Here is a 23000-nt window from a genome sequence, read left to right as displayed (position 1 = left end):
TACTCATTCCTGTTGTTATTATTAACTTATTCGTTTCTTAGCGCTTTAATGGGATCTTGCCTTATCACCCTTTGCACAGGTAAATAGCTTGCGATGAGCGCAATCAGCAGCATGATAGGGATTGTCACGATAACAGCGAACCAGCTCACGGAAATAGCAGTTGTGCTTATCTTTGTCAGTATCCCATATCCGATTGCAACGGTTAATGCACTCACTCCAAGGCCAATCATTACCGGTGTTAGACTCTGCTTGAGCACTTGTGCTATCAGTTTGTGTGTATGTGCGCCCAACGACAAGTGAATGCCAAGCTCACAGCGACGCATTTGTACACTGTAGTTGAGCACGCCGTAGATCCCAGCGCCAGCTAGACTTAAGGTAAGGGCTAATAGGGCGACAGTCAACATTGCTTGCAGCCAAGTTTGTCTTAACCGTTGGGTTAGCATGTCATCAACAGGCTCAAAAAAGGCAAAGTTTAAACTCGGATGAATGGCCTTGAGAACATGAGTTAATTGGACTTTTGACAGTTCTGCATTCCCCTTGATAATAAAAGATGTGCTGCCTTCTGTGACAGGCAAGTAATAGCGCTCTAAGGTATAGCCTCGGTTGCCCGTAGGCACGTAAATATCACTCACAACCCCAACCACTTTTCTTGGCGCCTCTCTGTCTGCATAGAGGGTTTGACCGATAGGGTTTTCATCTTTGTACAAACGCTTAGCGAGTGAGGCTGAGAGAATTATTTCATTGTTGTCTGAGCCTGAGGCCATGATTGGTGTAAACCGGCTTCCTTGCTCAAATGGCAGTGAAAGCGCAGTGAAACCGTCTTCGTCGTAAAAGGACAAACTGACGATACCGATCAGCGCGATATTTTGATCATACAAATAGTTTTGCCATCCCATTTGTAGTGGTGAAGTGTAACTTGCTGATACCGATGCGATGCTCGCTTGATTGGCTAAAAGCTGTTTGATTTGTTTGCCAAGCTCAAAGTTATCGATTTCTGTGGCACTGCCATCGATACGGACATAGTACAAATGCTCAGTATCAAACCCTGTGGGATGAGTCATTTGCGCGTATGCGGGAACTAATTTGTTGGCCGCTAGAAAGAGTAAAATACTGGCAAAGCATACTTGTAATGCCACCAACACTTGACGAGTACGCTTGGAAATTTGCGCGCCAGTGCCTTTACCGCTGCTGTGTAGCGCATCTGTCAGGGCATGATAGTTTACTTGTTTGCTGGTAAACCAGGCGATGAGTAGCGCTATTATCAGACTCAGTGCACAAGCAACTACTATGGTCGGCCAGTCCAGAGTTAAGCCCTGCATGCGACTAAATAAATAGCTCAAGTCGTTTGCTAACCAAACATTCAACCACTCGGCAAGCAATAATCCGAGTATAGTGGCTGCGCCCACTAACAGGATGCTTTCGCAAAACATACTGACAAAAATGTGAGTAGGCTTTGCCCCCAGTGCCGCTTGAATTGCCATGGTGCGCTGCTTTTGCGCAGCCCTTGAGAGAAATAAATTAACCACATTGGTCAGGGCAATGAGCACCAAAACCGCTGCTGAGAACAACAAGGTAATGGCGAGTTCATCACTTCGTGCAACGATTTTGTCACGCAGTGGTGTAAACTGAGCGCCAATTCGCGTGTTAGGCGCTACGTTTTCACGGGATTGGTAAAGCGTGTTAATCTGTTCGCCCAGCGCATGATTCATCTGCTCTATGTTTACACCCGCTTTCAGTCGAGCGATACCGTTAAACTGGCTACTGATGTTATTCCAGTGCGAGGTGGTGGTGACAGGCTCCGGAAAGCTACTAAAGCCGCTAACGGGAAAGCCACCAAAGATCTCAGGCACTTCAAACGCTTCTCCCGTTACTCCGATAATTTGATAGCGTTCACGATCTATGGAGGTGTAGCTACCAACGATATCTGGATCTGCATTAAAGTGCGTTATCCAAGACTGGTAACTCAGGACTAAAACTTTTTGTTCATCGCTGACGCCTTCGTCTTGCTTTAGCGCGCGACCAAGATGCAGTGGCGTACCTAACAACTCAAAGAATTCGGGAGTCACTCGAATAATGTCTACCGTGGGCATATCCTTAATGTCCATAAAACGAGATGATACCAAGTGCATCATCGTCATTTTGTCGATAAATTGCTTATCTTGATATAGCTGAAACTGGGTCGAGAGCAGTTGGAATCCATATTGGGTTTCTCCATTAATGGTTTCGCTTTGATCGGTCACCCACAGCTTATCTGCATCAGGGTAGGGAAGCGGTTGCGTGATCAATCTATGGTTGATATTAATCACTACCGTTAGCGCTGCTAAGGTTAATGCTAGGGTGACAAGTATGGTAAGACTAAATCCCGGAAGCTTCCTAAGATTTGACAGTGCGAGCTTACATTCCTCTTTTATCATCCCACCATCTCCAAATTCATTTCATCCACCATCACCCCATCTAACAAGAACAGTTTACGTTTTGCCATGTCTGCATACCTAGGGTCGTGGGTAACCATACACATGGTTGTGCCTTGGGTGTTTAGGTCGCTCAGCATGTTCATTACCGCATCGCCATTTTTTGAGTCCAAGTTTCCTGTAGGTTCGTCAATAAGCAGAATATCTGGCTGATTGGCGAGTGCACGGGCGATGGCGATACGTTGCTGCTGTCCGCCTGACAGTTGATTGGGCTTATGTTCTGCTCTGTGGGTCATTTGTACTAACTCCAAGCAAGTCATTACCCGTTCTTTTAACGCAGTACTTGAAAGAGCGGTGCTACTGTACTTGATAGGTAAGGCGATATTGTCAAAGACGTTCAATTCATCAATGAGATTAAATGACTGAAACACAAAACCGATATGTTTATTTCTTAGTGTGGCTCTTTGGTTAACGTCAAGGTTACTGACATCGTTACCCGCAATTGTGTAGGTGCCGGTGCTTGGGCTGTCTAATAAACCAAGAATACTTAGAAGTGTTGATTTGCCGCAGCCTGATGGGCCTGAAATTGACAGATATTCGCCCTGCGCCACATTGAGGTTTACGCCACGCAGTGCCAGTGTTTCCATTCCGCCGAGGACAAACTTTTTAGTGATGTTTTTAAGTTCAATAACGTGTTTATTATTCATTGTTCTTCCTTTGGTTTGTTATTTGCTCAAAGTCACTACGGGTGCGTCGGCATAAGATGTCATATCTGACAAAATAAACTGCTGATTTGTCGAAGCGCCACTGAGTAGTTGAATGTGCTGTGACGTTTCTGCGCCATAGTGTACTTGAATTGCATGGGCTTGTTGTTTTTCTTTATCAACAAGATATAAGGTTGCTTGGCTATAAGGTTTTGCACCGACGGGTTTGTCGATGAACAGTGCGGAACTCAATTTGTCGATAGAGACTTTTCCCTCAATATTTAGCTCGGGGCGAGCACTCGCGGGCAGACTTTTAGGCAGTGTCACCTCAACTTCAATATTGCCATTTTGTACCATTGGATTAATGCGCGACACTTGGCCTTCAATTAAGTCGTTACGGGTATTGATGCTCACATGCTGAGCCAGCTTTATTTGCTGGGCATAGGCTTGTGGGATCTGCAATTGCGCATATAAATCTGTGGTGCTACCAACTAACACCAATTGAGTGCCAAGAGAGACACTTTGTCCAAGTTCCACATGAAGTTGCTGCAATACTCCTTTGATCCCAGCCCGTACAGTGAGCTTATTCACCCTATCTTGCACCAATAAAAATGCTTCATTACTGGCATCAATATTTGACTGCGCAAGCTGCAGGTTGGCTTTGTGTAAGGTCTGCAATTGTGATATTCGCTGTTGTTCAATATTAATGCGACGTTTCAGCTGGCGATGGGTAAGTACCGCGCGTTGGTAGTCGAGTTTAGAAACAACCCCATCTTCAACCAACTCTCCTTGAGCGGTAACCTCCAGCTCGGCACTTTCTAACTCAGATCTCAGAACTTCCAAATCCGCCTGATGAGACAGCAGTTCTCGTTGTTGATTGATATCGAGCTGTAGATATTGGTCTTGCGATTGCGCCAAACTGCGTTTGGCATCTTTTAAAGATTGGGCCAAATTTGCATCTTGTAACCTCATGATGATGCTGTCGGGGTTAACTTGTGCACCTGGGCGCAGCAAAATTTCTTCAACCGTGGCATCGCTTGCGGCACTTATCAAACGCGGCGTTCTCGATTTAAGCTGACCATATCCAGATACACTGACCTCTAAATCCCCTTGCTGGACCTCCGCAATCCATGTTTTTGCCATAGGCAAAGATGCCTGCGCTGAGGGTTGTAATAGCAGCCATATAATAACGATGGCGAAAATAGTTCCGCCAACAGCCCACAACCAGTTAACCTTGTTGCGTTTTTTATGTTCGACTTGTATATCCATGTTGATATCTCTGGTGGAATGAAGGTTGTTATTACTCAGTAGATAACAAGTCACATGCCAAAATTTAATTTACTGAAATTATTGGATTTTTTACTTTGTCTGTTTGCAGGGAATGAGTGCTTTTTGCGGTTTCGAAAATAAAAATTGTGGATTTGGGAAGCTCGATTGTATTTGCAAGTGCGCAGAAGAAAATAGGCTCATCAATAGAGCCTATGAATTGCAGCGTTATTATTTGTTAAAACACACGTTCTGGGTTGGTTGGTACGTCTTGCTGTTTTAGGGTCCATTTCGCTATGTCTATTTTGCGCATAAACTTAACCTTTGGATGCGATTTCGCGTAGCGAATAAAGTCGTCAAGTGCTTTTACGCGAGCCGGACTGCCTGCGAGCCTGTCGTGTGCACTGATAGACATCATCCGGCGCTGGGATTTTCCTTCTTCATAAAGCACATCAAACTCGTCCTTTAACTCTTGCAAATAGGCTTTTGCTGTCATTGCGGAACTGCCGCCATAGCGCACGATATCGTTATTTCTAAAGGTATAAGGCACCACCACGAAGGGTTTGCCATTGACCGGGGTAAACGAAGGTTCATCCCGAGATAAATCATCAATATGATAGACAAAGCCAAGGGACTGCAAAATAGTTAATGTTTGCTCAGAATGGCGCATCCAAAATGCATTAAAGCCTTGTGGCCTTTGCCCGGTGATCTTTTCAAGCACGTCTGCACTGTGAATATAAGATGCACGTTCCTCTTCGGGTGTCATCGAGTATTGTGGTGTCCAGTTTTGTCCATGACCTGAAATTTCATGCCCTTTTTCTGCCACCATTTTGGCAAGTTTAGGATTAAGCTCAGCAGCTTTTCCTACCATGTGGGACGTCACTTTGATGTTGTGCTTATCCCAAAGCTTAAGCAATCGTGGGATCCCTTCATTCATGCCATACTGATACCAAGTAGGAGCGACGGTGTCGGGATAGCCCGCTTCTTGCTGAGGAAATGGCCCAGGATCGCTTGGGTCTTGCGCGGTTGCTTCAAATTGCATGGAGATAGAGATCACCAATTGAGCATCATCAGGCCAGTAATGGCCAGACTCTATTTCAGCGCCGTAGGCTGTGCCTGCAAGCAGGGCGGTTGCTGTTAGTAGTGCTCGAATACTTGTGGTCAACGTGGTACGCATGGTTATTCTCCTGCGGCTCTTGGACCGGCATACACAGAAAGTGTTGCCTGCGCTAAGCTATGCTGGTGGATAAAAAATCCAGTAAGTGGTGCCGTTGCACCAGCTGGCACGGGGAGTGTATCTACATCTAGCGCATGCACGGTAAAGGTGTATTTATGTTTGCGGCCAATAGGCGGGCACGGGCCAAAGTACCCAGGCTTTCCTAAATCCGTATTACCTTCAATGGCTTGGCTTGGTAAAGTTTCTGCAAGCCTAGTCGTGTCTTTGGGCAAGTTATACACTTGCCAGTGCCAAAATCCGCTGCCGGTTGGCGCGTCTTGATCGTAAAATGTCACCGCAAAGCTCTTGGTTTGTTTAGGTGCATTTGACCAAACTAAGGTTGGTCGTGTGCTGTTTCCCTCGCAGCCAAATTGATCCCAGTATTGAAATGGCCGAATAGATTTTTCGGCAACAAGATCTGGGCTTTCTAGTGTAAACTCAGGTGCTGAAATTGCATTGGTTGCACCGAGTAATGCCATGGAGGCTAGGGATAAGTTCAGTAATAATGGCTTCATATTGCACCTTTTGCTCTTAATTGTTGAAAATCTGCATAGTCGGTGTAGCCCTGCTCGCTACCACCAAACAAAGGCGCATCAGGGTTGATTGGACTCAAAGGTAATTGATGAGTCAGACGATATACGAGGTCTGGGTTGGAGATAAATTTGCGACCAAAAGCCACAAAGTCGACTAGGCCTTGTTCAATAAGGGCTTCGGCTTGCTCTGGCTCGTAATTTCCCGCCACAATAATGGCGCCGTGGAATTTTCTTCTTAGTGCTTGCCTAAAACTCTCCGTCACGACCGGCGCATCATCCCAGTCCGCTTCTGCTAAGTGCACATAGGCAATGCCTAAGCGGTTAAAGTGCTCCGCGGCGAGCAAAATAGTATCAATGGCTTCTTCGTCTTGCATGCCACGTTGGGTAATAAAAGGCGCTAACCGGATCCCTACTTTTTCAGGCCCAATTGCTTGGCTAATCGCAGTGACAACTTCAACCGCAAAGCGAATTCGGTTTTCCTTCGAGCCACCATATTGATCATGACGTTGATTAGAGCTGCGGCGTAAAAACTGGTCGATTAAGTAGCCATTACCAGCGTGGATCTCGACGCCATTAAACCCTGCTATCATGGCATTCTCAGCCGCATGGACATAATCTTCGACTATGCTCTGTATTTCTTGGGTTGCCAGTGCACGTGGTGTTGGGCAATCGACCATTTCACCCACTCCTTTTTCATTGACTACCCACACTTGTGCGTCGGGAGCCAGTGCTGAGGGAGCGACGGGTTGGCCATCTTCATGAAAAGTGGAGTGAGACATACGACCGACATGCCAAAGCTGACAGAAAATACGGCCACCTTTTTGCTGCACTGCATGGGTGATTTCTTTCCATCCAGCAACCTGCGAAGCAGTATAAATTCCGGGAGTAAATGAATATCCTTTGCCCTGACAAGAGATTTGTGTGGCTTCACTGATGATAAGCCCTGCCGAAGCGCGTTGGGCGTAGTACTTTGCCATCAACTGGTTTGGAATATCTCCCGGTTGTGTTGTTCTAGAGCGGGTCATTGGTGCCATCAAAATGCGGTTTGGTAAGATTAAATTACCGAGTTTTTTCTGCGTAAATAACAATGGATTAGACATAGTATTCTCCTAATTATTGGACAAGTGAGTTGATGTGGCGTGGAAACAGCACTTCAATTTTTAGAGATTCAGGTGCAAAGATAAAAACCTGATGCTCATTGCTAATAGGGACATCTCGTTCCACGTAGCGAACGCCAAAATGCTCTAGTCGGGCGATTAACCCGGGGTAATCGTCACCACGAAATGCAATATGATCTATGTTGCTAGTACTCATGCTTGTGTTTTGCACAGAACCAAGGTATTCAGCCTGTGCTTGGGTATGTGGTGATTGTTCAACCAGATGAATGAAAGGTTGTTGTTGGTCGCCATAGAACCACTTTCCTGGAAATGGAAAAGGTGGACGCAAGCCTTCTTTGAGCCTAAGCACCTGCTCAAAAAAGGTCGCCATTTTTGCCATGTCATGGGCTCTAAACAAAAAGTGATCTAACTGCATGGTGTGTTACCTCCATTGGTGTTGGCGATTTATGCGTTGAGAACAGTCTATTTGTTTATTAATATTTGATAATTGGCTTTTATATAAAATTACTTTTCATAAAAGGTGAATAATGAAAAGCAAAGCAGACGATATGGCGCTTTTTGTTCAAGTGGTGCGCTCTGATGGCTTAGCTGCGGCAGGGCGAGTATTAGGGCTTTCTCCAGCGAGCATGACCGCACGGATCAATGCACTTGAAGCGCACTATAAAACCCGTTTACTGACTCGAAACACCAGAAGTATCAAACTGACAGAAGCGGGAGAGCGGTTTTATCAGGGCTGTGTGCGAGTCATTGAGGAGGTCGCGGCGGCGGAGGCACTACTGCAAGATGCCGATCCTGATTTGAGAGGCACACTCAAAATTGCAGCAAGCTCAGACTTTGGCCGTCAGTACGTGGTTCCCGCCGTTGCGGAGTTTGCCACGCAGCATCCACAGGTGGTGGTTAACTTGAGTTTGGGGGAGGGCTTGGTCAAATTAGTTGAGTCTGGCACTGATATCGCCATTCGTTATGGTAATTTAAATGATAGCAGTTTGATATCTCGGCCTCTGTTAAACAACCGCAGAATGCTGGTGGCTGCCCCAAACTATCTCGAACAGTATGGTACGCCAGATTGCTATCAAGCATTACAGCGCCATCGCTGTTTAGTACTGGAAAGAGCAGGACAGGCGCTAAACGATTGGTATTTTATCGACAGAGACACGCAAGCTACCATCATTGAAACCGTGCCTACCTGTTTAGTGAGTTCAGATGGAGAAGTATTGCGAAACTGGGCTATTCAGGGGCTTGGGATCACCATTAAGTCATGGTTGGATGTTCACAAAGATATTAAAGCGGGGCGATTGGTGGAGTTGTTGCCAACTCAAACATTGGGATTTAGTCCAACGGACTCAGATAAAGTCGCGCTGCAAGCGATTTATCCATCTAGGCAGTTCCAACCTCGCCAAGTCAAAGCGTTTCTAACCTTTTTTAGCGAGTATTTACAACAAATGCATGATTGATTTTATTTCAATGAAGCCTAACGAATTAGCCGTGCGTAAGTGATAAAGATATGCATAATAAACGCTCATATTTAAACTAACTAAAGAGGTTCAAGGATGGCAATTGGCAATATTAAACACGTAATTTTTGACGTCGGTAACGTATTTGTGAGGTGGTCACCAGAGGAGATTGTTCGGCTTACCTTTGGCAACCAATGCGACGTTGAGAGTCTAGCTAAGCAGCTGTTCCACAGTGAGATTTGGTTTGCGATTAATCGAGGCGAACTGACTGAAGCAGACACCAAGCACGCTTTTATGCAAACCTGTCACTTAACCTCTGAGCAAGCTGACGAACTGTTCTTTTATATCAAAGAATCACTGATCCCACTTTATGGCACGCTTGCACTGATGCAGCGCCTAAAGGCGGCTGGATATAGTGCTTATGCCCTAACCGATAATGTGCACGAGATTGTGAGCCACCTAAAAGCGCGTCATACTTTCTGGCAACACTTTGATGGAGAAATTATTTCTGCTGAGCTTGGCTGCATGAAGCCCGGTAAAGCTATTTTTACTCACTTACTGGAGCGCTATCAACTAGCGGCAGATGACTGTGTTTTTCTTGATGATGTCTTAGCGAATGTCGAAGGTGCAAAGCAGGTCGGATTGCATGGCATTCAGTTCTTTAATGCGGCGCAAGCTGAGCGCGAGTTACGTGAGCTAGGATTAGTGTTTTAAGCAGGTCGAGACTCCAAAATAGGCCCAAGTACGGGCCTAAAAAGAATTAATCACACATATACTGTCTATTTGTGAAAGCGCAGTCGTGATCACCGTAACAAGAGATAGCACCTGTACGGCAATCGTGGCGGTTAGTCGGTACACAGTCCAAATCAGTTAAACGGTTTACACCACCACCAATTTGGGGGGTCGCTTGTGGTGTAATAGCTTGAGCATTGTTTAAGTTTTTAAGCGGCTTTTTATTTAGTTTAATTTTCATTTTTCATTTCCTTTGGGTGGTAAGAAAGCGTATTAACAGCGAAGAGAGCCACAGTTATAGCAAGAACCAAATGCTTTCGTGTTGCATAACTCGGTTATTTCTCTGTCACAACCCGCGGTTAAATAACCTCCCGCGATGTTTGGTGTTTGGGCTTTTTCCAAGCCTGCAGTATGGTTCAGTTGTTTTATCTTTCTTTTTGTTAGAGTTAATTTCATCTTATTTTCCTTATTGTGAAAGCTTGAGTTGTCGTACAAAAAATAAACTGCATTATTGACTGTACCCAATATAAACCATTTGTCAAATATGTTCTTTAAAAGTTAAATTTATGTTTTTCTTAATTGCCTTATTTCAACCCTGTGTAACTTCAACGTTCGACAACATGCTGCTTGTTAGCCTTGAGTTTAGAAACATGGCGTAACGTACATCTGCACTGCCAGTCGCCCAACGCATCGATATTGTTTGGTCTTTTTAATCATGCAACACTGCAACATGAGAATAATTAAAAAACGGGATGAAGATGCGTAAATTAACAGCCTTGGTGTGGACTTGCTCTGTTTCCTTGTGCGTGGGTGTTGCGTTTGGTAACACGGCGCAAGCTGACGAGTCACCAATATTTAGTTCTAAAGCCACAGCACAGCCAATATGGGCTGAGCATGGCATGGTATCTAGCCAAGAGGCACTTGCCAGTCAGGTTGGGGTGGAGATTTTAAAGCAAGGAGGTAATGCCGTTGATGCGGCTGTCGCAGTAGGTTTTAGTCTTGCCGTGACTTTGCCAAGGGCCGGAAATATCGGCGGTGGTGGCTTTATGCTAGTGCATCTGGCAAAAGAGAATAAAACCATCGCAATTGATTATCGCGAAATGGCACCGAGCCGTGCGCACAAAGATATCTTTATTGATGAAAATGGCGAGGTAAACCCAAAGCTAAGCCTTCAGCACGGCCTTGCCGTGGGTGTTCCCGGAACTGTTATGGGGATGGAGTTAGCACTCGAAAAATACGGCACCATGACACTTAACCAAGTTATTCATCCTGCAATAAAATTGGCGCGAGATGGCATTAAAGTGACCTCTGATTTAGCTAATTCGCTTTCTCATAGTTACATTAAAGAACGAATGCTGAGTGTGCCGGCGTCTAAGGCTGTGTTTTATAAAAAAGATGGTAGCAGCTACAAGCCAAATGAATGGCTGGTGCAGGCTGACTTGGCTCACTCTTTGGAACTTGTTGCCGAAAAAGGCAGCGCGGGCTTTTATCAGGGCGAGACAGCAAAGAAAATTGTTGCTGCGGTAGAAGCAGCTGGTGGCATTATGTCGCTGGATGATTTAAAAGGCTATAAAGCGGTAGAGCGTGAGCCGGTAAAAGGTACATATCGCGGCTACGACATCGTTTCTATGCCACCTCCTTCATCTGGTGGTGTGCATATCATAGAGATGCTGAACATGCTGGAGCAATATCCTATTGGTGAGCTTGGGCATAATAGCGCTGCTACCATCCATTTAATGGCTGAGGTCATGAAGCGTGCGTATGCTGACCGCAGTGAATATTTGGGCGACCCTGATTTCTACGACGTACCCGTTAAAGCATTGGTGGATAAGCAATATGCAAAGCAGCGCAGTAAACAAATAAACGCAGACAAAGCGACGCCAAGTCGTGAGATTAAGCCCGGTAAATTATTACCTTATGAGAGTAACCAAACCACGCATTATTCTGTGGTAGATAAGTGGGGCAATGCAGTGAGTAACACTTATACGCTCAACTTTAGCTATGGCTCAGGTATTGTCGCGGCTGGCACAGGCATTCTACTTAACAACGAAATGGATGATTTCTCGGCAAAGCCCGGCACACCAAACGGTTTTGGCTTGGTTGGTGGAGAAGCTAACGCCGTTGAAGGCAAGAAGCGCCCGCTGAGCTCGATGACACCTACGATTGTAATGAAAGAGGGTAAACCCTTTTTGGTAACGGGTAGCCCGGGTGGCTCACGTATTATCACCACCACGCTACAAATCATTATGAATGTTATTGATCATGGCTTAAATATCGCTGAAGCAACCGTGGCTCCGCGTATTCACCACCAATGGTTACCAGATGAAATTCGTATTGAACGCAGCTTAAATGTGGATACTCGACGTCTACTAGAAAACAAAGGACACACACTTTCGGAGCAGAATGCGATGGGCTCAACCCAGTCAATCATGCTTACCGATAAAGGTCTATTTGGCTCCTCCGATCCAAGGCGCGCAGATAGCGCTGCGGTGGGGTACTAATACCAATTGAATTAATTCTCTAATCAATTTGAAGGGTGAAATAGCATATTAGCTTCGTTAAAAATTTCTCATTTAGAACAACTAAATAGCGAAATTTTTGCCTTGCTACTAAAGCTATTTCCCCGCTTCAAGATAGATCATTTACTTAATACAACTGGTATAATATCCTGATTTCCATTGAGTCTTAAGTGTAATTCAAATCGAGTAGGGGCGAGATGCCCCTTTTCTATGCGCTTTCTTTGATTAAATACTCTGGCAGTGGCCAATTCATGACGATGACTTCGCCTTGCCAAGTTTCAATCGTCAGCCAAACCCTGTCGTCTTTTGACAATGTTTTCTTTGCTAAAGCATGTACGTGTTGACCGTGTTTTGTGCCATGAAGGATCCCGAGCTCATGCTCCACAAGCTGTGCAAGTGGCATCGCGTTGGGGCCGATATTGAGATAGCCTTGACGCATAGAATCAACATCGCCTTTATTAAATAGCAATAAGAAGTCTTTGACGTATAAGTTATCGTGGATGTATGGCGGCTTGTCGTCAAAAGGCATTGGTGTAATGCTGTACTTTCCAAGTGTTTGCTCCGCCAATGGAGCGGGAAATTCTGGATGTAATGATTGATAATAAAACCAAGCTGGCAATACCAGCAATAGAGCATTTAACCAATATTTATTGTGTTGTATAAAGCGTTTGACTGCATTCATGGCGATTTACCCTTGTTGTGCTTTTAGTTGTCTTGCATTGCTTCGTTCTTGGCTACGCGCGCGTTTGGTCCGAAGCTGATACATGATAAATCCGGTAACTGACATCCCGGATAAAATACAGCCAAAAATAAACCAGATGACTTTTGTCCAGATCCCTCCAATGGTGCCGTAGTGCAGTGGATCTGTGATGTGCATAACCGTTTGTAAGCCTGTCATTGAATCAGGGTTTGCATGATGAACGACTGTATCATTCCAAGTGTTGTAGGCAATATTAATGCTGTAATCGTCATAGAGTACGTAGTCGTTTGCGCCACTGATTTTAAGCGTATCGCGGTTATGCTCAGGTAGCATGATGTAACTTGGGCGAAAGTCAGAGTACTGTTGTTGGATTTCAGCGAGCGCTAGATCAACACTGGTCTCTACTGCATTCGTGTTTATTGTTGAGTTGGGTATATTCGCTGCATTTAATGTTTCATGATGTTCGAGTTCAACACCAGCATGCCACAGCACCGCTTGCGTTAAATACCACAGTCCGGTGAGGCTCATTACGGCCATAAACCAAAGCGACCATACTCCACTGAGTTTATGGATGTCAGCGGCAAGGGTGCGACCACCTTGTGATTTACGCAGCTTAAACTGAAAAAACGCTAACCAAAACTTTTTGTATACCACCAGGCCTGTGATCAACGCGCCCAATAGGATCAGTGACATAAACGCCACTAAATAGTAACCAACACTATAGCCATTTTGCCATGGAAATAGCAGCCAGCCATGTAGTGAACGCATAAAGTTAATAAACGTATTGCCGTCATTTATTTCCTGAACAGCTCCTGTGTACTGGTTTACGTATGCAAGCGCATAGGGCTTGTCGACGTCGGTAAACATCACCACGTAGGTCAAATAGGGCTCTCTCACATTGAGGCCCATGACATCTGCACTTGGGTGCTCATCCTTAAACGCGCGTAACACTGAGCCCGCTGACATCTCACTTACTTGACTGGGGTTATGTGCCCGAGAATCAGGGTTGGTAAGCCATGTAAGTTCATGGCTGAAAACGGAAATGGTACCTGTGATACAAATAAAGCAAAACAGTAGCCATATTGGCAGTGAAAACCAACCATGCAACTGAAACCAAAACTTGTTGCTTATTTTCTTTGCCATTGTGTGTTCCTAGTTCTTTGAATGACGGCGACAAATTAAAGCTGAGGGAGTATTTGCGCAAAAATGTAAATAAAGTATATCTTTTTAAAAGTGTAAATGGCAATTATATTCATTTGGATGTGCGTTAAATGGCATGTTTTATTCGTTTAGCGGTTTACCTTTCTTGTTTCTTTTATAGTAAAGTTGTTTTAAATTAGTTGGTTACTTGTTTTGGGAACGTTCCTTAAATCGGGTTCGAAACTGGTTGTAATTTACCTTAATGTTATTGCTAATGGTTATCATCTGCATTATTATCGTTTCGATTTTTACAATATTAGGATGAACCCAGTGAACACTCTGCCTCTCAAAACGCTCTCATTTGCTGTTATGGCAGCGCTCGGCACGTCAGCATTACAGGTGCAAGCAGCACAGCAAGATAATGAAGAAATTGAAAAAATAGTTGTGACGGGAAAATACACCGTCAATGAAGTGATAGACACCGCAACTGGTTTAGGGCTATCTCTTCTTGAGACGCCGCAATCTGTTAGCGTTATTACCGCTGCACGGATCAAAGAGCAAAAGCTCGATACGTTGACCGACACCGTGTTAAATGCGATTGGGGTGTCAGCGAAAGAAATTGATAATGTTCGTAATACGTTGCAGTCTCGTGGCTTTGACATTACCAACTATCAAATTGACGGCGTTCCTTTGTCATGGAGTTTAGCGGGGGATTCAGGCGAAACCATCGCGGATGTTGCTATATACGAGCGCGTGGAGTTTGTGCGTGGTGCAACCGGGTTATTAACCGGCGCGGGCGATCCTTCAGCTTCAATTAACCTAGTACGCAAACATGCAAATAGCACCGACCTCACAGGTTTTGCTAGTGTCTCTTTGGGGAGCTGGAACAATAAAGAAGTGATGGTGGACGTTGCCAATGGATTAACTAACGATGGCAGTGTGCGTGGACGAGTGGTGGCGAAGTATGAAGAAGGTGACTCGTATTTAGATCTCTTCTCTGACGAAAGTACCGTGCTTTATGGGGTACTAGAAGCGGATTTAAGCACGCATTCGACAATCCGCGTTGGTGCTAGCTATCAGCGTAACGACCCTACCAGTCCAACTTGGGGGGCATTACCTACTTTCTTTACCGATGGAAGTAAAACAGACTGGGAAGTCGAAAAAACCACGGCTGCAAATTGGACAGAGTGGCAAACTACTGGCACCAATGCTTTTGTGAACTTTAGTCACAACTTTGCAAATGGCTGGGAACTGGTTGCCAATTACAACAAGCTGAAATACGAGCAAGATACAGAGCTGCTGTATTTATTCGGCACATTGGATAAAACAACAGGTGAGGGCTTAGCTTCTTGGCCTTATAAAAGTACAGGTGAAAGTAACCAAGACAGCTTTGATATCCAGCTTAAAGGTTTTTATCAACTCGCCGGTCGTGAGCATGATTTCGTAACTGGCGCGCTCTACAGTGAGCAGAGTGCCGATACACTCACTTTCGCTGCGCTCGATAATGCCTTTTTGCCAGTTGGCAATTTTTACGAGTGGGACGGCAATTTCCCTGAGCCGACGTGGGGCACAGAAACCTCAGTTGCTCAAGATATGGATACTGAGCAAAAAGGGTTTTACGCCGCAACAAGGCTAAATCTTAGCGATGAACTTAAAGTAATAGCGGGTGGTCGTTTGTCGAGCTGGCAGCGCGAAGGCGAAAGCTATGGCGTCATCACTGATTTTGGCGACAATGGCGTATTTATACCTTACGCTGGTGCCTTGTACGACTTGTCGACAACGCAGCGAGTGTATGCAAGTTACACAGAAATATTCCAGCCGCAAAATGCCCAAGACCGTAATGGTGATTTCCTTGATCCAATCAAAGGAAAATCATACGAAGTGGGGCTAAAAAGTACCTATCTAGACGACACGCTGCAAACAACATTGGCGATTTTCCAAATCGAACAAGATAACCTAGCTCAAGATGATGTTGGATACATAGTTCCTGGTTCGGTAAATACAGTCGCGCAATATGCTGCTGAAGGCACAACCAGTAAAGGTTTCGAATTTGAAGTGGTGGGTCAGTTAACTGACGGTTTTGATGTGCATTTGGGTTATTCACAATACAAAGCAGAGGATGCCAACGGCGTTGAAGTGAATACGGATAACCCAAGAAAGCAATTTAAGTTGTATACGACTTACCAATTTGTGAATGCTTTACCTGAGTTGACGATTGGTGGTGGCGTGAACTGGCAGGATGACACTTATTCAGTAACGGGCAACGATAGGCTAGAGCAAGATGCCTATGCACTGGTTAGCTTGATGGCAAACTACGTACTGGCAGACAATATGGCGCTACAACTCAACGTAGAAAACCTCTTCGATGAAAAGTACTACAGCCAAATAGGCTTCTTTGATCAGTACCGCTATGGTGCGCCGAGAAATTACAGCTTAAGTTTTAGCTATGATTTTTAGCAGACTGTAAACTAACAAAGCGTGGCTAGTGAGCCACGCTGTTGTTCATTGTTTATTTATTGCAAGAACTGTACGCTTGGAGGCAATACAGTCAAAAAGGAATTTTGCAATGAATTTATCCCCTGCTTTTTTGGTCGCTGGCTTTATAGTAAATATGAGTACAGCGTCCGCCACACCGGACTATCAAAATGTGCTTAACCAGCTACCGCTGCCACCTAATGAACTTACCACTTTACTGCATGACCTAGCACTACATGGCCTTGAGCAGCACGCTATGGCTGAATTAATTAAGGGCTATAACCGATTACACAACAAACGGATAGAATGTGCCAACGTTGCGACTGTGTTGAAAAGGTCGCAATTGGACTCACTCAAAATGGATGTAGAGTACTACACCACTGTGCTTTTTTATGTTGATGGTTTGAACAAAAATCAGTGTGAATCTGCGGAGTTTGGCGCTTTTACAAGGACAGTCGCTATAAATTATGTGATGCATAAGAGCCCGAGGGAGCTTAAGCTGGTGAAAGCAATGAACGTGCTATCGTCTGGGCGTTACGCAAATTTTATTGAGTTTGAGGCTGAGTTTAACGCTTTACCTGAGACCGTTAAAACGGCCACGCTAAAAGCGGATTTTCTTCGAGATAACTTTAATTTGTTTCAAAGCTTGGAGCAAGTTCACGGACACGAGTGATAAAAGGAATATTTGTGAAACCCCTGCTATTAGTTTTGATATTGTTTGCGTTCGCGCCGCAAACTAACGCTGAAACAATGTCAGTAAATCTTACGCCGACTATTGAATATCCAGTCGAACAACTTGAACCAGTTCAAAAGACGCTGTTTAGTGAGCTGTTAAATAGCGTAACACAACTGGGTGATAGAAAAGCGGCATGCGAAAATGCGCGTGTTATTACACCAAAACAATTACACAGTCTTAATATTACCCCGCAGCAGCGAGGTATCGTTTTATCTTATTTTTATATTCACCAAAAAAGAGAATGTGAAGCCGAAGAATATGGCGAATTCGCCAGACTTGTTGCCGCGAATTTAGCGGTGCAAAAGCAGTCAGGAGTCTTAAGGTTCGTGAATGCGCTAAACACGGTAAGCTCCAGCGTTTATTTCGATTATGTTGAAACGGAGTTGGAGTTTAACCAGCTACCAGAAAGTGTTCGCAATAAAACCTACCAAGCCGAGTTTTTACAGCATCCGTTTAGTCTTATGCATACGCTAGAACAGTTCGAATGATTCGGCGTGCTGTTCTTATTAAGTAAAATCTAAGCTGGCATAATACGGTTTAATAATTCGTATGCGGTACGTTTTGCATCATCTACGGCTTGATCGGGTACTTGATGATTTGCAATCCAAAGTGCGAGACTCGTTAATCCACCATTGATAAATTGAGCGCTAGTTTTATGCGCTTGAGAACTCTGTTGCGGTGCGATTACACTTAGTAACTGTGTGATTGATGCCACACACCCTGACGCTGCTTTTTTGAGTTGTTCAGGCTCTAATACCGACTGCGCATCACGTAATATGATACGCTGTATCTCGGGCTCCGTAGCCATATCCAAGTAAGTTTCTGCACGTTTCAAAAGCGCTTGCTGAGGTGAGGTTTCACTACGTTCAATATCACGGAGCCGGAGATCCATTTCACTATCTAATTGCTGTACTACCGCGTAAAACAACCCTTTTTTGTTGCCAAAGTGATGATACAGCGCTCCTCGAGTGAGTCCTACGTCCGCTGTTAGCTCTTCTAATGCTGTCCCTGCAAATCCTTTACTTGCAAAAAGCACTCTGGCTTGGGCCAATAGCTCGCTGCGGGTTTTCTCCATCATGCTGCTTCTTGTTGTCATTTTGCGATCCTTATTAAAAAACTACGCAATTTATAATTGACATACAGTGTGTATGTCAATTATTTTCACATACACACTGTATGTGAAAATAATCTCAAGGAGAGATCAATGAATAATCCTTACTCCGAAATTTTTAAGACAAAAGGAACCAAGCATTTCAGCTGTGCTGGTTTTATTGCTCGTATGCCGCTCTCTATGATGGCGATTGGGTTAATCACTATGCTTTCGCAACTCTATGACTCATATTGGATTGCAGGTTCCATTGCTGCGCTATTTACCTTCACCATGGCATTTGCTGCGCCGCAGTTGTCGCGACTGATTGATAGGGTAGGGCAACGCAAGGTTGTGATCCCTGCGGTTTTGTTTAGTGCAATATCTGCGCTGGCATTGTTGCTCCTAAGCCACTTGCAAGCGCCACTTTGGAGTCTCTATGTTTTAGCCATGTGTGCGGGCATTATGCCAAGTGTTCCGGCTTTAGTCCGGGCCAGATGGAGCGCGATACAATCAGATCAAGGTTTACTTAAGACGGCATATTCTTTTGAGTCGGTACTGGATGAAATTACTTTTGTGATAGGGCCTCCTCTTGCGATTGCATTGAGCAGCTTGCTCTTTCCTCAAGCCGGTCCGTTGCTAGCGGTTATTTTGTTTGTGATAGGCAGTATCTGGTTAGTGTCGCAGAAGGACACGGAGCCAAAAATAGAACAAAGTGAAAATCAGACCCGAACTTCCGCACTGGCTAACTCCACGGTTAAGTTGCTTAGTTTGGTGTTATTGGCGCTCGGTGTAATAGTTGGTGCTATCGATGTATTAAGTATCGCTTTTGCTCAGCAGCAAGGGATGCCAATTGCGGCAAGCTTAGTATTGTCGATGTACGCGCTTGGTTCTTGTATCGCTGGGTTTGGATTTGGGGCAGTTAAGTGGCGTGTGTCTATGCCAGTACTGCTTGTACGTTTTGCGATATTCACATTGATCGCGAGCGTACTATTACTCAGTGTTAACCACGTTTATGGTTTGGCAGTAGTGATGTTTATTTCGGGACTTGCGTTTGCTCCAACCATGATCATTGCCATGGGGCTTGTTGAGCAAAGCGTACCAAAACGCTTACTCACTGAAGCCTTAACTTGGCTAATTACCGGGCTCGGTGTGGGGATTGCAGGTGGGGCTGCGTTGACCGGATGGGTCGTTGAACACTTTACCGTGGATCTTGGATTTGGGGTTGCAGTGGTCGCTGCTGCTACCGTGGTGTTACTCGCCAGGTATCAAAAACACGATGATAAAAGGCGAGCAACTCAAGTTGTCAGTGATTAGGATGTAAAAGCCGCGCTTACTTCGCGCGGCATACCGCTTGTTTATCTGTAGTTTCGCTGCCGCAGGTTAGAAAAGCGGCACCACTTTCATCCAAAAACTCCCCTTGCCACGCGCCATCTTTGCCAAGCTTGATGGATAAAAAGCCGAACTTACCTTGCTCATTAACGAGTGCGTTTTGGCTATCAAGTGCATAATCAAATTCACTAAAGGCATTGGTATCACTGAGGCTGACGCCGCTATTGCCGACAACGATTTGCGCAGGGCGTGCGGTACTCGCGGCAAAGGTTGAAGACTGATAAATATGCATATGTCCTGCGAGTGATAAAGTTACGTGAGCAGGCAACTTACCTTGTCTGGTGCTCTTCAGCGCGGTTTGCAACATCACATTTAGTGTGTCTTTGGTTGTTGGGTCTTCAACGCCCCAAATGGGTCTGTGGCTCATAATCCACATGGGTTTGGCTTTGAGCAGTTCGCTTCTGACATTAAGTCGTTGATATTGCTGTTGGTAGACTTTTGTCAGGCCATTATCAGCACTGGCATCACAGGCATTGGCGCTATCCATTACCCACACACTGAGCGGTTTTAAGTTGATGGTATAGGAGTTTTGCACAATGATATGGGCACTTGCAGATTGTGGCGGTTGATTATAATCCCCTTGAGATGGGCATTGCTGTTGGTCAATGGCATCAGGAAGATTGGCTCCCGGGCCAAAAAAGTAAAACCAGCCAATTCCTGCGCGGCTACAAAGTTCATGATTGCCTCGTGCAAAAATCCATGGTGCGGTTGCTGAAAGATCCGTTGTTGCGGCAAAAAAGTCGGCTTGCCAGTTGCTCCATGTATCTGGTCTTGGGCTATTTAACGCGTTTTGACTGTAGTAGGTATCGTTAAGACCGCAGCTAGTACCACCATATCCACCATCGCCTGCGTCATAAGCATAGGTATCACCGGAAATCGCACCACCGGTGCCTCGATAGTTGAAATCCCCCATATGGAGCAACAATTGTGGTTGTTGCTTTGCCCCTTGCTCTGCGAGGGTTTTAAACGGCTCGGCAGCAGTGTTGTTTTCGCAAACTGATGATTTGCAGCCGGTATCGCCAAAAACCGCAATTTTATTCGGATCGAATGTCACGGGCGCTAACGAGAACTGGCTACCACTGACGGTATAAGCCGTGTTTGGGGAGATTTTTGCTTCACATACTGAAACCGGAAAGTGTGTTTGGTCTGGACGCATTGCTCGCAACTGCATCGGCATGGATTTTTTACCAAAGAGCAAGCTTGGGCATTGATTGGCGTCGCTGAGCACGCCGTCAACAACAACGCGCGCGTAAATATTTGGGGCTTCAGTAGTGGAAGGCGCGAACATTGAGTAAGCGCCTAATACTTTGGTATTTGCTTGTTGGACTGCAAACGTGCTGCTACAAGCAATTAAATTGAGCGTCGCAATGGCGATGATGATGCGCATGACTTCATTCCTTTTTGAACAGTTGAATGAAGTTTAATGCATTGTTAACAATTTGCGAGTCTCGAATACGAATATCCTTATTCTTAGCTGATTATTGGTGGCTGCAGCGGTAGAAGCCGGTGACTGTGTCTTGGCTAAAACGTGTGCCGTTAACATAGGTGTCTTGGTTGATTTTACCAAACTGCGCTAGGTTAAATTGCAGCCGTGCAAGCATTTCAACACTCGAGGCCTGCTCAAAGATTTCTGTTACTGGTGGATCACCAACAAAGTTGGTATACCAAGGAAACCAAGAATTATCCTGCCCGCTGACTGTTTGATTCGGATAATAATTCCCCCCTTGCCAACGGTCGAAGGTAAGATCTTCGAGGCTAAATAGGCCAAAACCTAGCTGTGTCATACAAGCATCAGCCGCCTGATACTCAGGATAACCTGAGCTGGCAGCAAAATGATTACAAACATTATGTGGCAAATTACTGCTATTCGCCGCTTGATACTCCACCTTTCTAAACATCACAGGATGTGCGGGGCTTCCTGATGGGTAGACAATATTTGCCGCGACAGGTGAACCCCAGCGATAATGGTACATGGCCACTGCCAATCCTAAATCTTCCTTACTGGTGGCAACATTATCTGGATGAGTCCACACTCCACCTGGATCGGTTGGCGTTGCCCCATTTTTAAAAATAATCCCATATTGATTGTTTTCTAATTGATTCATTAGATTTGGCGTTGTGTTGTCAACTACAGTCGTTGGGATCATTGTGCTTGCGGCATTGGGAGTATAGGTGAGTGTTGGGTTATTTAATGCCTTCCAGCATAGCAAGCCATAACCATAACCACTGGCTATCATCGGGCAGCCAGACATTGCCGATGCCGATTGGTTGCTTTCATACGCATGTGTTGTTGAACGTGCCGAAACTTCGCCGGAGCTAATCAATATTCCCCAAGCATTGCGAGTAATGCGAATATCAGCAAACTCGGTGTCAGGAATAAATACCGTTGTGGCCGAAATAACCTGTAGTCCTAAATCTAGTTCTAGTAGAGAGGTGGCAACGAGGGCATCTTCATGAAGCTTTGGATACTGCGTCATAATCGTTTGCTGCGATGGTTTAATCACAGCGTCTCTTGGTGATAATCCCAATAAATATAAGCGATCGTTATCAAGATAGCTTGCTAGTAAGCGTGATAGCTCAAGTTGTGCGATTGGACGCTTGGCTTGTATATTTGAGCGGGTATCCGTGAGGGTGAGGTCGGTATTTTGAAGCAACAACCAATGCTTATCACTTAGGCCAACAACCTGAGTTTGATTAAGGATATGGCGAGATACGCTATCAGCTTGGCGAGTAACAATTAAACTATCGTCATTCAACGAATAACTAGACTGTGTGGTGTCATTGTGGTGATGACGCAGCACCGGTGGCTGATATTGTCCTATTAAGGTGGTAAGTTCAATGCGAATGGCGTCGCGAGTACTTTGAATAAGCCAATTTCCGGTTTCATCTCGAACAAAAATAGCCGGACTATATTGGCCAGATTTATCCACGCTAAATGCTTGCCAAGTGGTATTACAGGCTTTGGCGCAGGAGGGGGAACTTCGAGTAAGGGATGACTTGTCTTTTGTCAGAGATTCGTCATAGTTATCATTAAACACAAAGGGCAACTCAGCTTTACCCGACGCGAGTTGTAACGTGAACAGTAAGCGCCGTTGATTGCCGCTGGCATAGAGTCTGTTTTCTTTTAGATAACCGAGCTGGAGTTGAGAGTAACTCTCTAACTTTTTCATGTTTCCAGCTTCACCTTGATAGCTGGGCTCATACGTCTCGCTATTGAATGGTGCGGTTTGCTCTAATTGGGGAAATTGCAACGTTTGTTTGCAGGCATCTTCTGCGCATGTTTGTAAGGTGATCCTTTGGTCCTGATATTGAAAAGAATACCAAGGTGAAAGGGCTTGATAACCTTGTTGTCCTGCGTGAAATAATAGCGGTAAGGTTGATGTATCGTAGTGCTCTGACTCTGCTGAGGCGTTAACGCTTAAAGACAAAGCCCAGCAGGTAAGCGTGGTGGCGATGAACTTATTCATAATCTTTCCTTATTGGAGTAGGGCAGCGTATAGCCACCCTTAACAAAAAC

General features: G+C 45.1%; 21 protein-coding genes. 7 read left to right on the top strand and 14 right to left on the bottom strand.

What is annotated here, in order from left to right; translation table 11 throughout:
• Positions 1–26 precede the first annotated feature (26 nt).
• The 7 genes from EXT47_RS11835 to EXT47_RS11805 form a co-directional block, all read right to left on the bottom strand.
• The gene (locus EXT47_RS11835; protein WP_130126653.1) at positions 27–2414 is read right to left on the bottom strand and encodes an FtsX-like permease family protein; all 2388 of its coding nucleotides are present in this window, start codon (positions 2412–2414) and stop codon (positions 27–29) included.
• Complete coding sequence (locus EXT47_RS11830; protein WP_039491072.1) at positions 2411–3118, bottom strand: ABC transporter ATP-binding protein; 708 nt, start codon at positions 3116–3118, stop codon at positions 2411–2413. Before EXT47_RS11830 ends, EXT47_RS11835 begins: the two co-directional genes overlap by 4 nt.
• A gap of 18 nt (positions 3119–3136) precedes the next feature.
• Positions 3137–4384: an efflux RND transporter periplasmic adaptor subunit gene (locus EXT47_RS11825; RefSeq protein WP_130126652.1), complete on the bottom strand. Its 1248-nt coding sequence runs from the start codon at positions 4382–4384 to the stop codon at positions 3137–3139.
• A 235-nt stretch (positions 4385–4619) separates the two neighbouring features.
• Positions 4620–5558, bottom strand: a complete 939-nt coding sequence (locus EXT47_RS11820) for a polysaccharide deacetylase family protein (protein ID WP_130126651.1) — start codon at positions 5556–5558, stop codon at positions 4620–4622.
• Positions 5559–5560: 2 nt separating this feature from the next.
• Positions 5561–6112, bottom strand: coding sequence for a YbhB/YbcL family Raf kinase inhibitor-like protein (locus EXT47_RS11815; protein WP_039491078.1), 552 nt, complete (start codon positions 6110–6112; stop codon positions 5561–5563).
• The gene (locus EXT47_RS11810; RefSeq protein WP_130126650.1) at positions 6109–7230 is read right to left on the bottom strand and encodes an alkene reductase; all 1122 of its coding nucleotides are present in this window, start codon (positions 7228–7230) and stop codon (positions 6109–6111) included. The genes EXT47_RS11815 and EXT47_RS11810 overlap by 4 nt, the downstream gene beginning before the upstream one ends.
• A 13-nt stretch (positions 7231–7243) precedes the next feature.
• A complete protein-coding gene (locus EXT47_RS11805; RefSeq protein WP_039491082.1) occupies positions 7244–7663 on the bottom strand; it encodes a lactoylglutathione lyase in 420 nt (139 codons plus the stop codon).
• 112 nt (positions 7664–7775) lie between these two features.
• Here EXT47_RS11805 and EXT47_RS11800 point away from each other — a divergent pair, with 112 nt between their 5' ends.
• Positions 7776–8702, top strand: coding sequence for a LysR family transcriptional regulator (locus EXT47_RS11800; protein WP_130126649.1), 927 nt, complete (start codon positions 7776–7778; stop codon positions 8700–8702).
• A 96-nt stretch (positions 8703–8798) separates the two neighbouring features.
• Positions 8799–9416, top strand: a complete 618-nt coding sequence (locus EXT47_RS11795; protein ID WP_069022724.1) for an HAD family phosphatase — start codon at positions 8799–8801, stop codon at positions 9414–9416.
• 46 nt (positions 9417–9462) lie between these two features.
• On the opposite strand, the gene EXT47_RS11790 is transcribed toward EXT47_RS11795, so the two are convergent.
• Together EXT47_RS11790 and EXT47_RS11785 are read right to left on the bottom strand one after the other, a co-directional pair.
• Complete coding sequence (locus EXT47_RS11790; protein WP_010369567.1) at positions 9463–9675, bottom strand: hypothetical protein; 213 nt, start codon at positions 9673–9675, stop codon at positions 9463–9465.
• A 32-nt stretch (positions 9676–9707) separates the two neighbouring features.
• Positions 9708–9890 (bottom strand): hypothetical protein, encoded by a 183-nt coding sequence (locus EXT47_RS11785; RefSeq protein WP_010604114.1) that lies wholly within the window; start codon positions 9888–9890, stop codon positions 9708–9710.
• A 302-nt stretch (positions 9891–10192) separates the two neighbouring features.
• Between EXT47_RS11785 and ggt the strand changes: the two genes are divergently transcribed.
• Positions 10193–11935, top strand: coding sequence for a gamma-glutamyltransferase (gene ggt / locus EXT47_RS11780; protein ID WP_130126648.1), 1743 nt, complete (start codon positions 10193–10195; stop codon positions 11933–11935).
• 226 nt (positions 11936–12161) lie between these two features.
• On the opposite strand, the gene EXT47_RS11775 is transcribed toward ggt, so the two are convergent.
• On the bottom strand, positions 12162–12635 hold the full coding sequence (locus EXT47_RS11775; RefSeq protein ID WP_130126647.1) for a hypothetical protein: 474 nt from the start codon (positions 12633–12635) through the stop codon (positions 12162–12164).
• Between the two features lie 6 nt (positions 12636–12641).
• On the bottom strand, positions 12642–13796 hold the full coding sequence (locus tag EXT47_RS11770) for a PepSY domain-containing protein (protein ID WP_130126646.1): 1155 nt from the start codon (positions 13794–13796) through the stop codon (positions 12642–12644).
• Positions 13797–14123: 327 nt separating this feature from the next.
• On the opposite strand from EXT47_RS11770, the gene EXT47_RS11765 reads away from it, so the two are divergent.
• The 3 genes from EXT47_RS11765 (at position 14124) to EXT47_RS11755 (ending at position 17492) form a co-directional block, all read left to right on the top strand.
• Positions 14124–16250, top strand: coding sequence for a TonB-dependent siderophore receptor (locus tag EXT47_RS11765; RefSeq protein ID WP_039491096.1), 2127 nt, complete (start codon positions 14124–14126; stop codon positions 16248–16250).
• A 109-nt stretch (positions 16251–16359) separates the two neighbouring features.
• On the top strand, positions 16360–16941 hold the full coding sequence (locus EXT47_RS11760) for a hypothetical protein (protein WP_039491099.1): 582 nt from the start codon (positions 16360–16362) through the stop codon (positions 16939–16941).
• 14 nt (positions 16942–16955) lie between these two features.
• Complete coding sequence (locus EXT47_RS11755) at positions 16956–17492, top strand: hypothetical protein (protein WP_039491100.1); 537 nt, start codon at positions 16956–16958, stop codon at positions 17490–17492.
• A gap of 29 nt (positions 17493–17521) precedes the next feature.
• Here the strand turns inward: EXT47_RS11755 and EXT47_RS11750 are convergent, their stop codons facing one another.
• Entirely contained in the window at positions 17522–18100 is a 579-nt protein-coding gene (locus EXT47_RS11750; protein ID WP_039491102.1) for a TetR/AcrR family transcriptional regulator, read from the bottom strand.
• Positions 18101–18208: 108 nt separating this feature from the next.
• On the opposite strand from EXT47_RS11750, the gene EXT47_RS11745 reads away from it, so the two are divergent.
• On the top strand, positions 18209–19408 hold the full coding sequence (locus EXT47_RS11745; protein ID WP_130126645.1) for an MFS transporter: 1200 nt from the start codon (positions 18209–18211) through the stop codon (positions 19406–19408).
• A gap of 16 nt (positions 19409–19424) precedes the next feature.
• Here EXT47_RS11745 and EXT47_RS11740 read toward each other — a convergent pair whose 3' ends face one another.
• A complete protein-coding gene (locus EXT47_RS11740) occupies positions 19425–20870 on the bottom strand; it encodes a metallophosphoesterase (RefSeq protein WP_130126644.1) in 1446 nt (481 codons plus the stop codon).
• A gap of 91 nt (positions 20871–20961) precedes the next feature.
• The gene (locus EXT47_RS11735) at positions 20962–22950 is read right to left on the bottom strand and encodes a hypothetical protein (RefSeq protein WP_130126643.1); all 1989 of its coding nucleotides are present in this window, start codon (positions 22948–22950) and stop codon (positions 20962–20964) included.
• Between the last annotated feature and the right edge of the window lie 50 nt (positions 22951–23000).

Origin of the sequence: Pseudoalteromonas sp. CO342X (genome assembly GCF_004208915.1) — a bacterium.
GTDB lineage: Bacteria > Pseudomonadota > Gammaproteobacteria > Enterobacterales > Alteromonadaceae > Pseudoalteromonas > Pseudoalteromonas maricaloris.
This window is presented reverse-complemented; position numbering and strand designations above follow the sequence as displayed.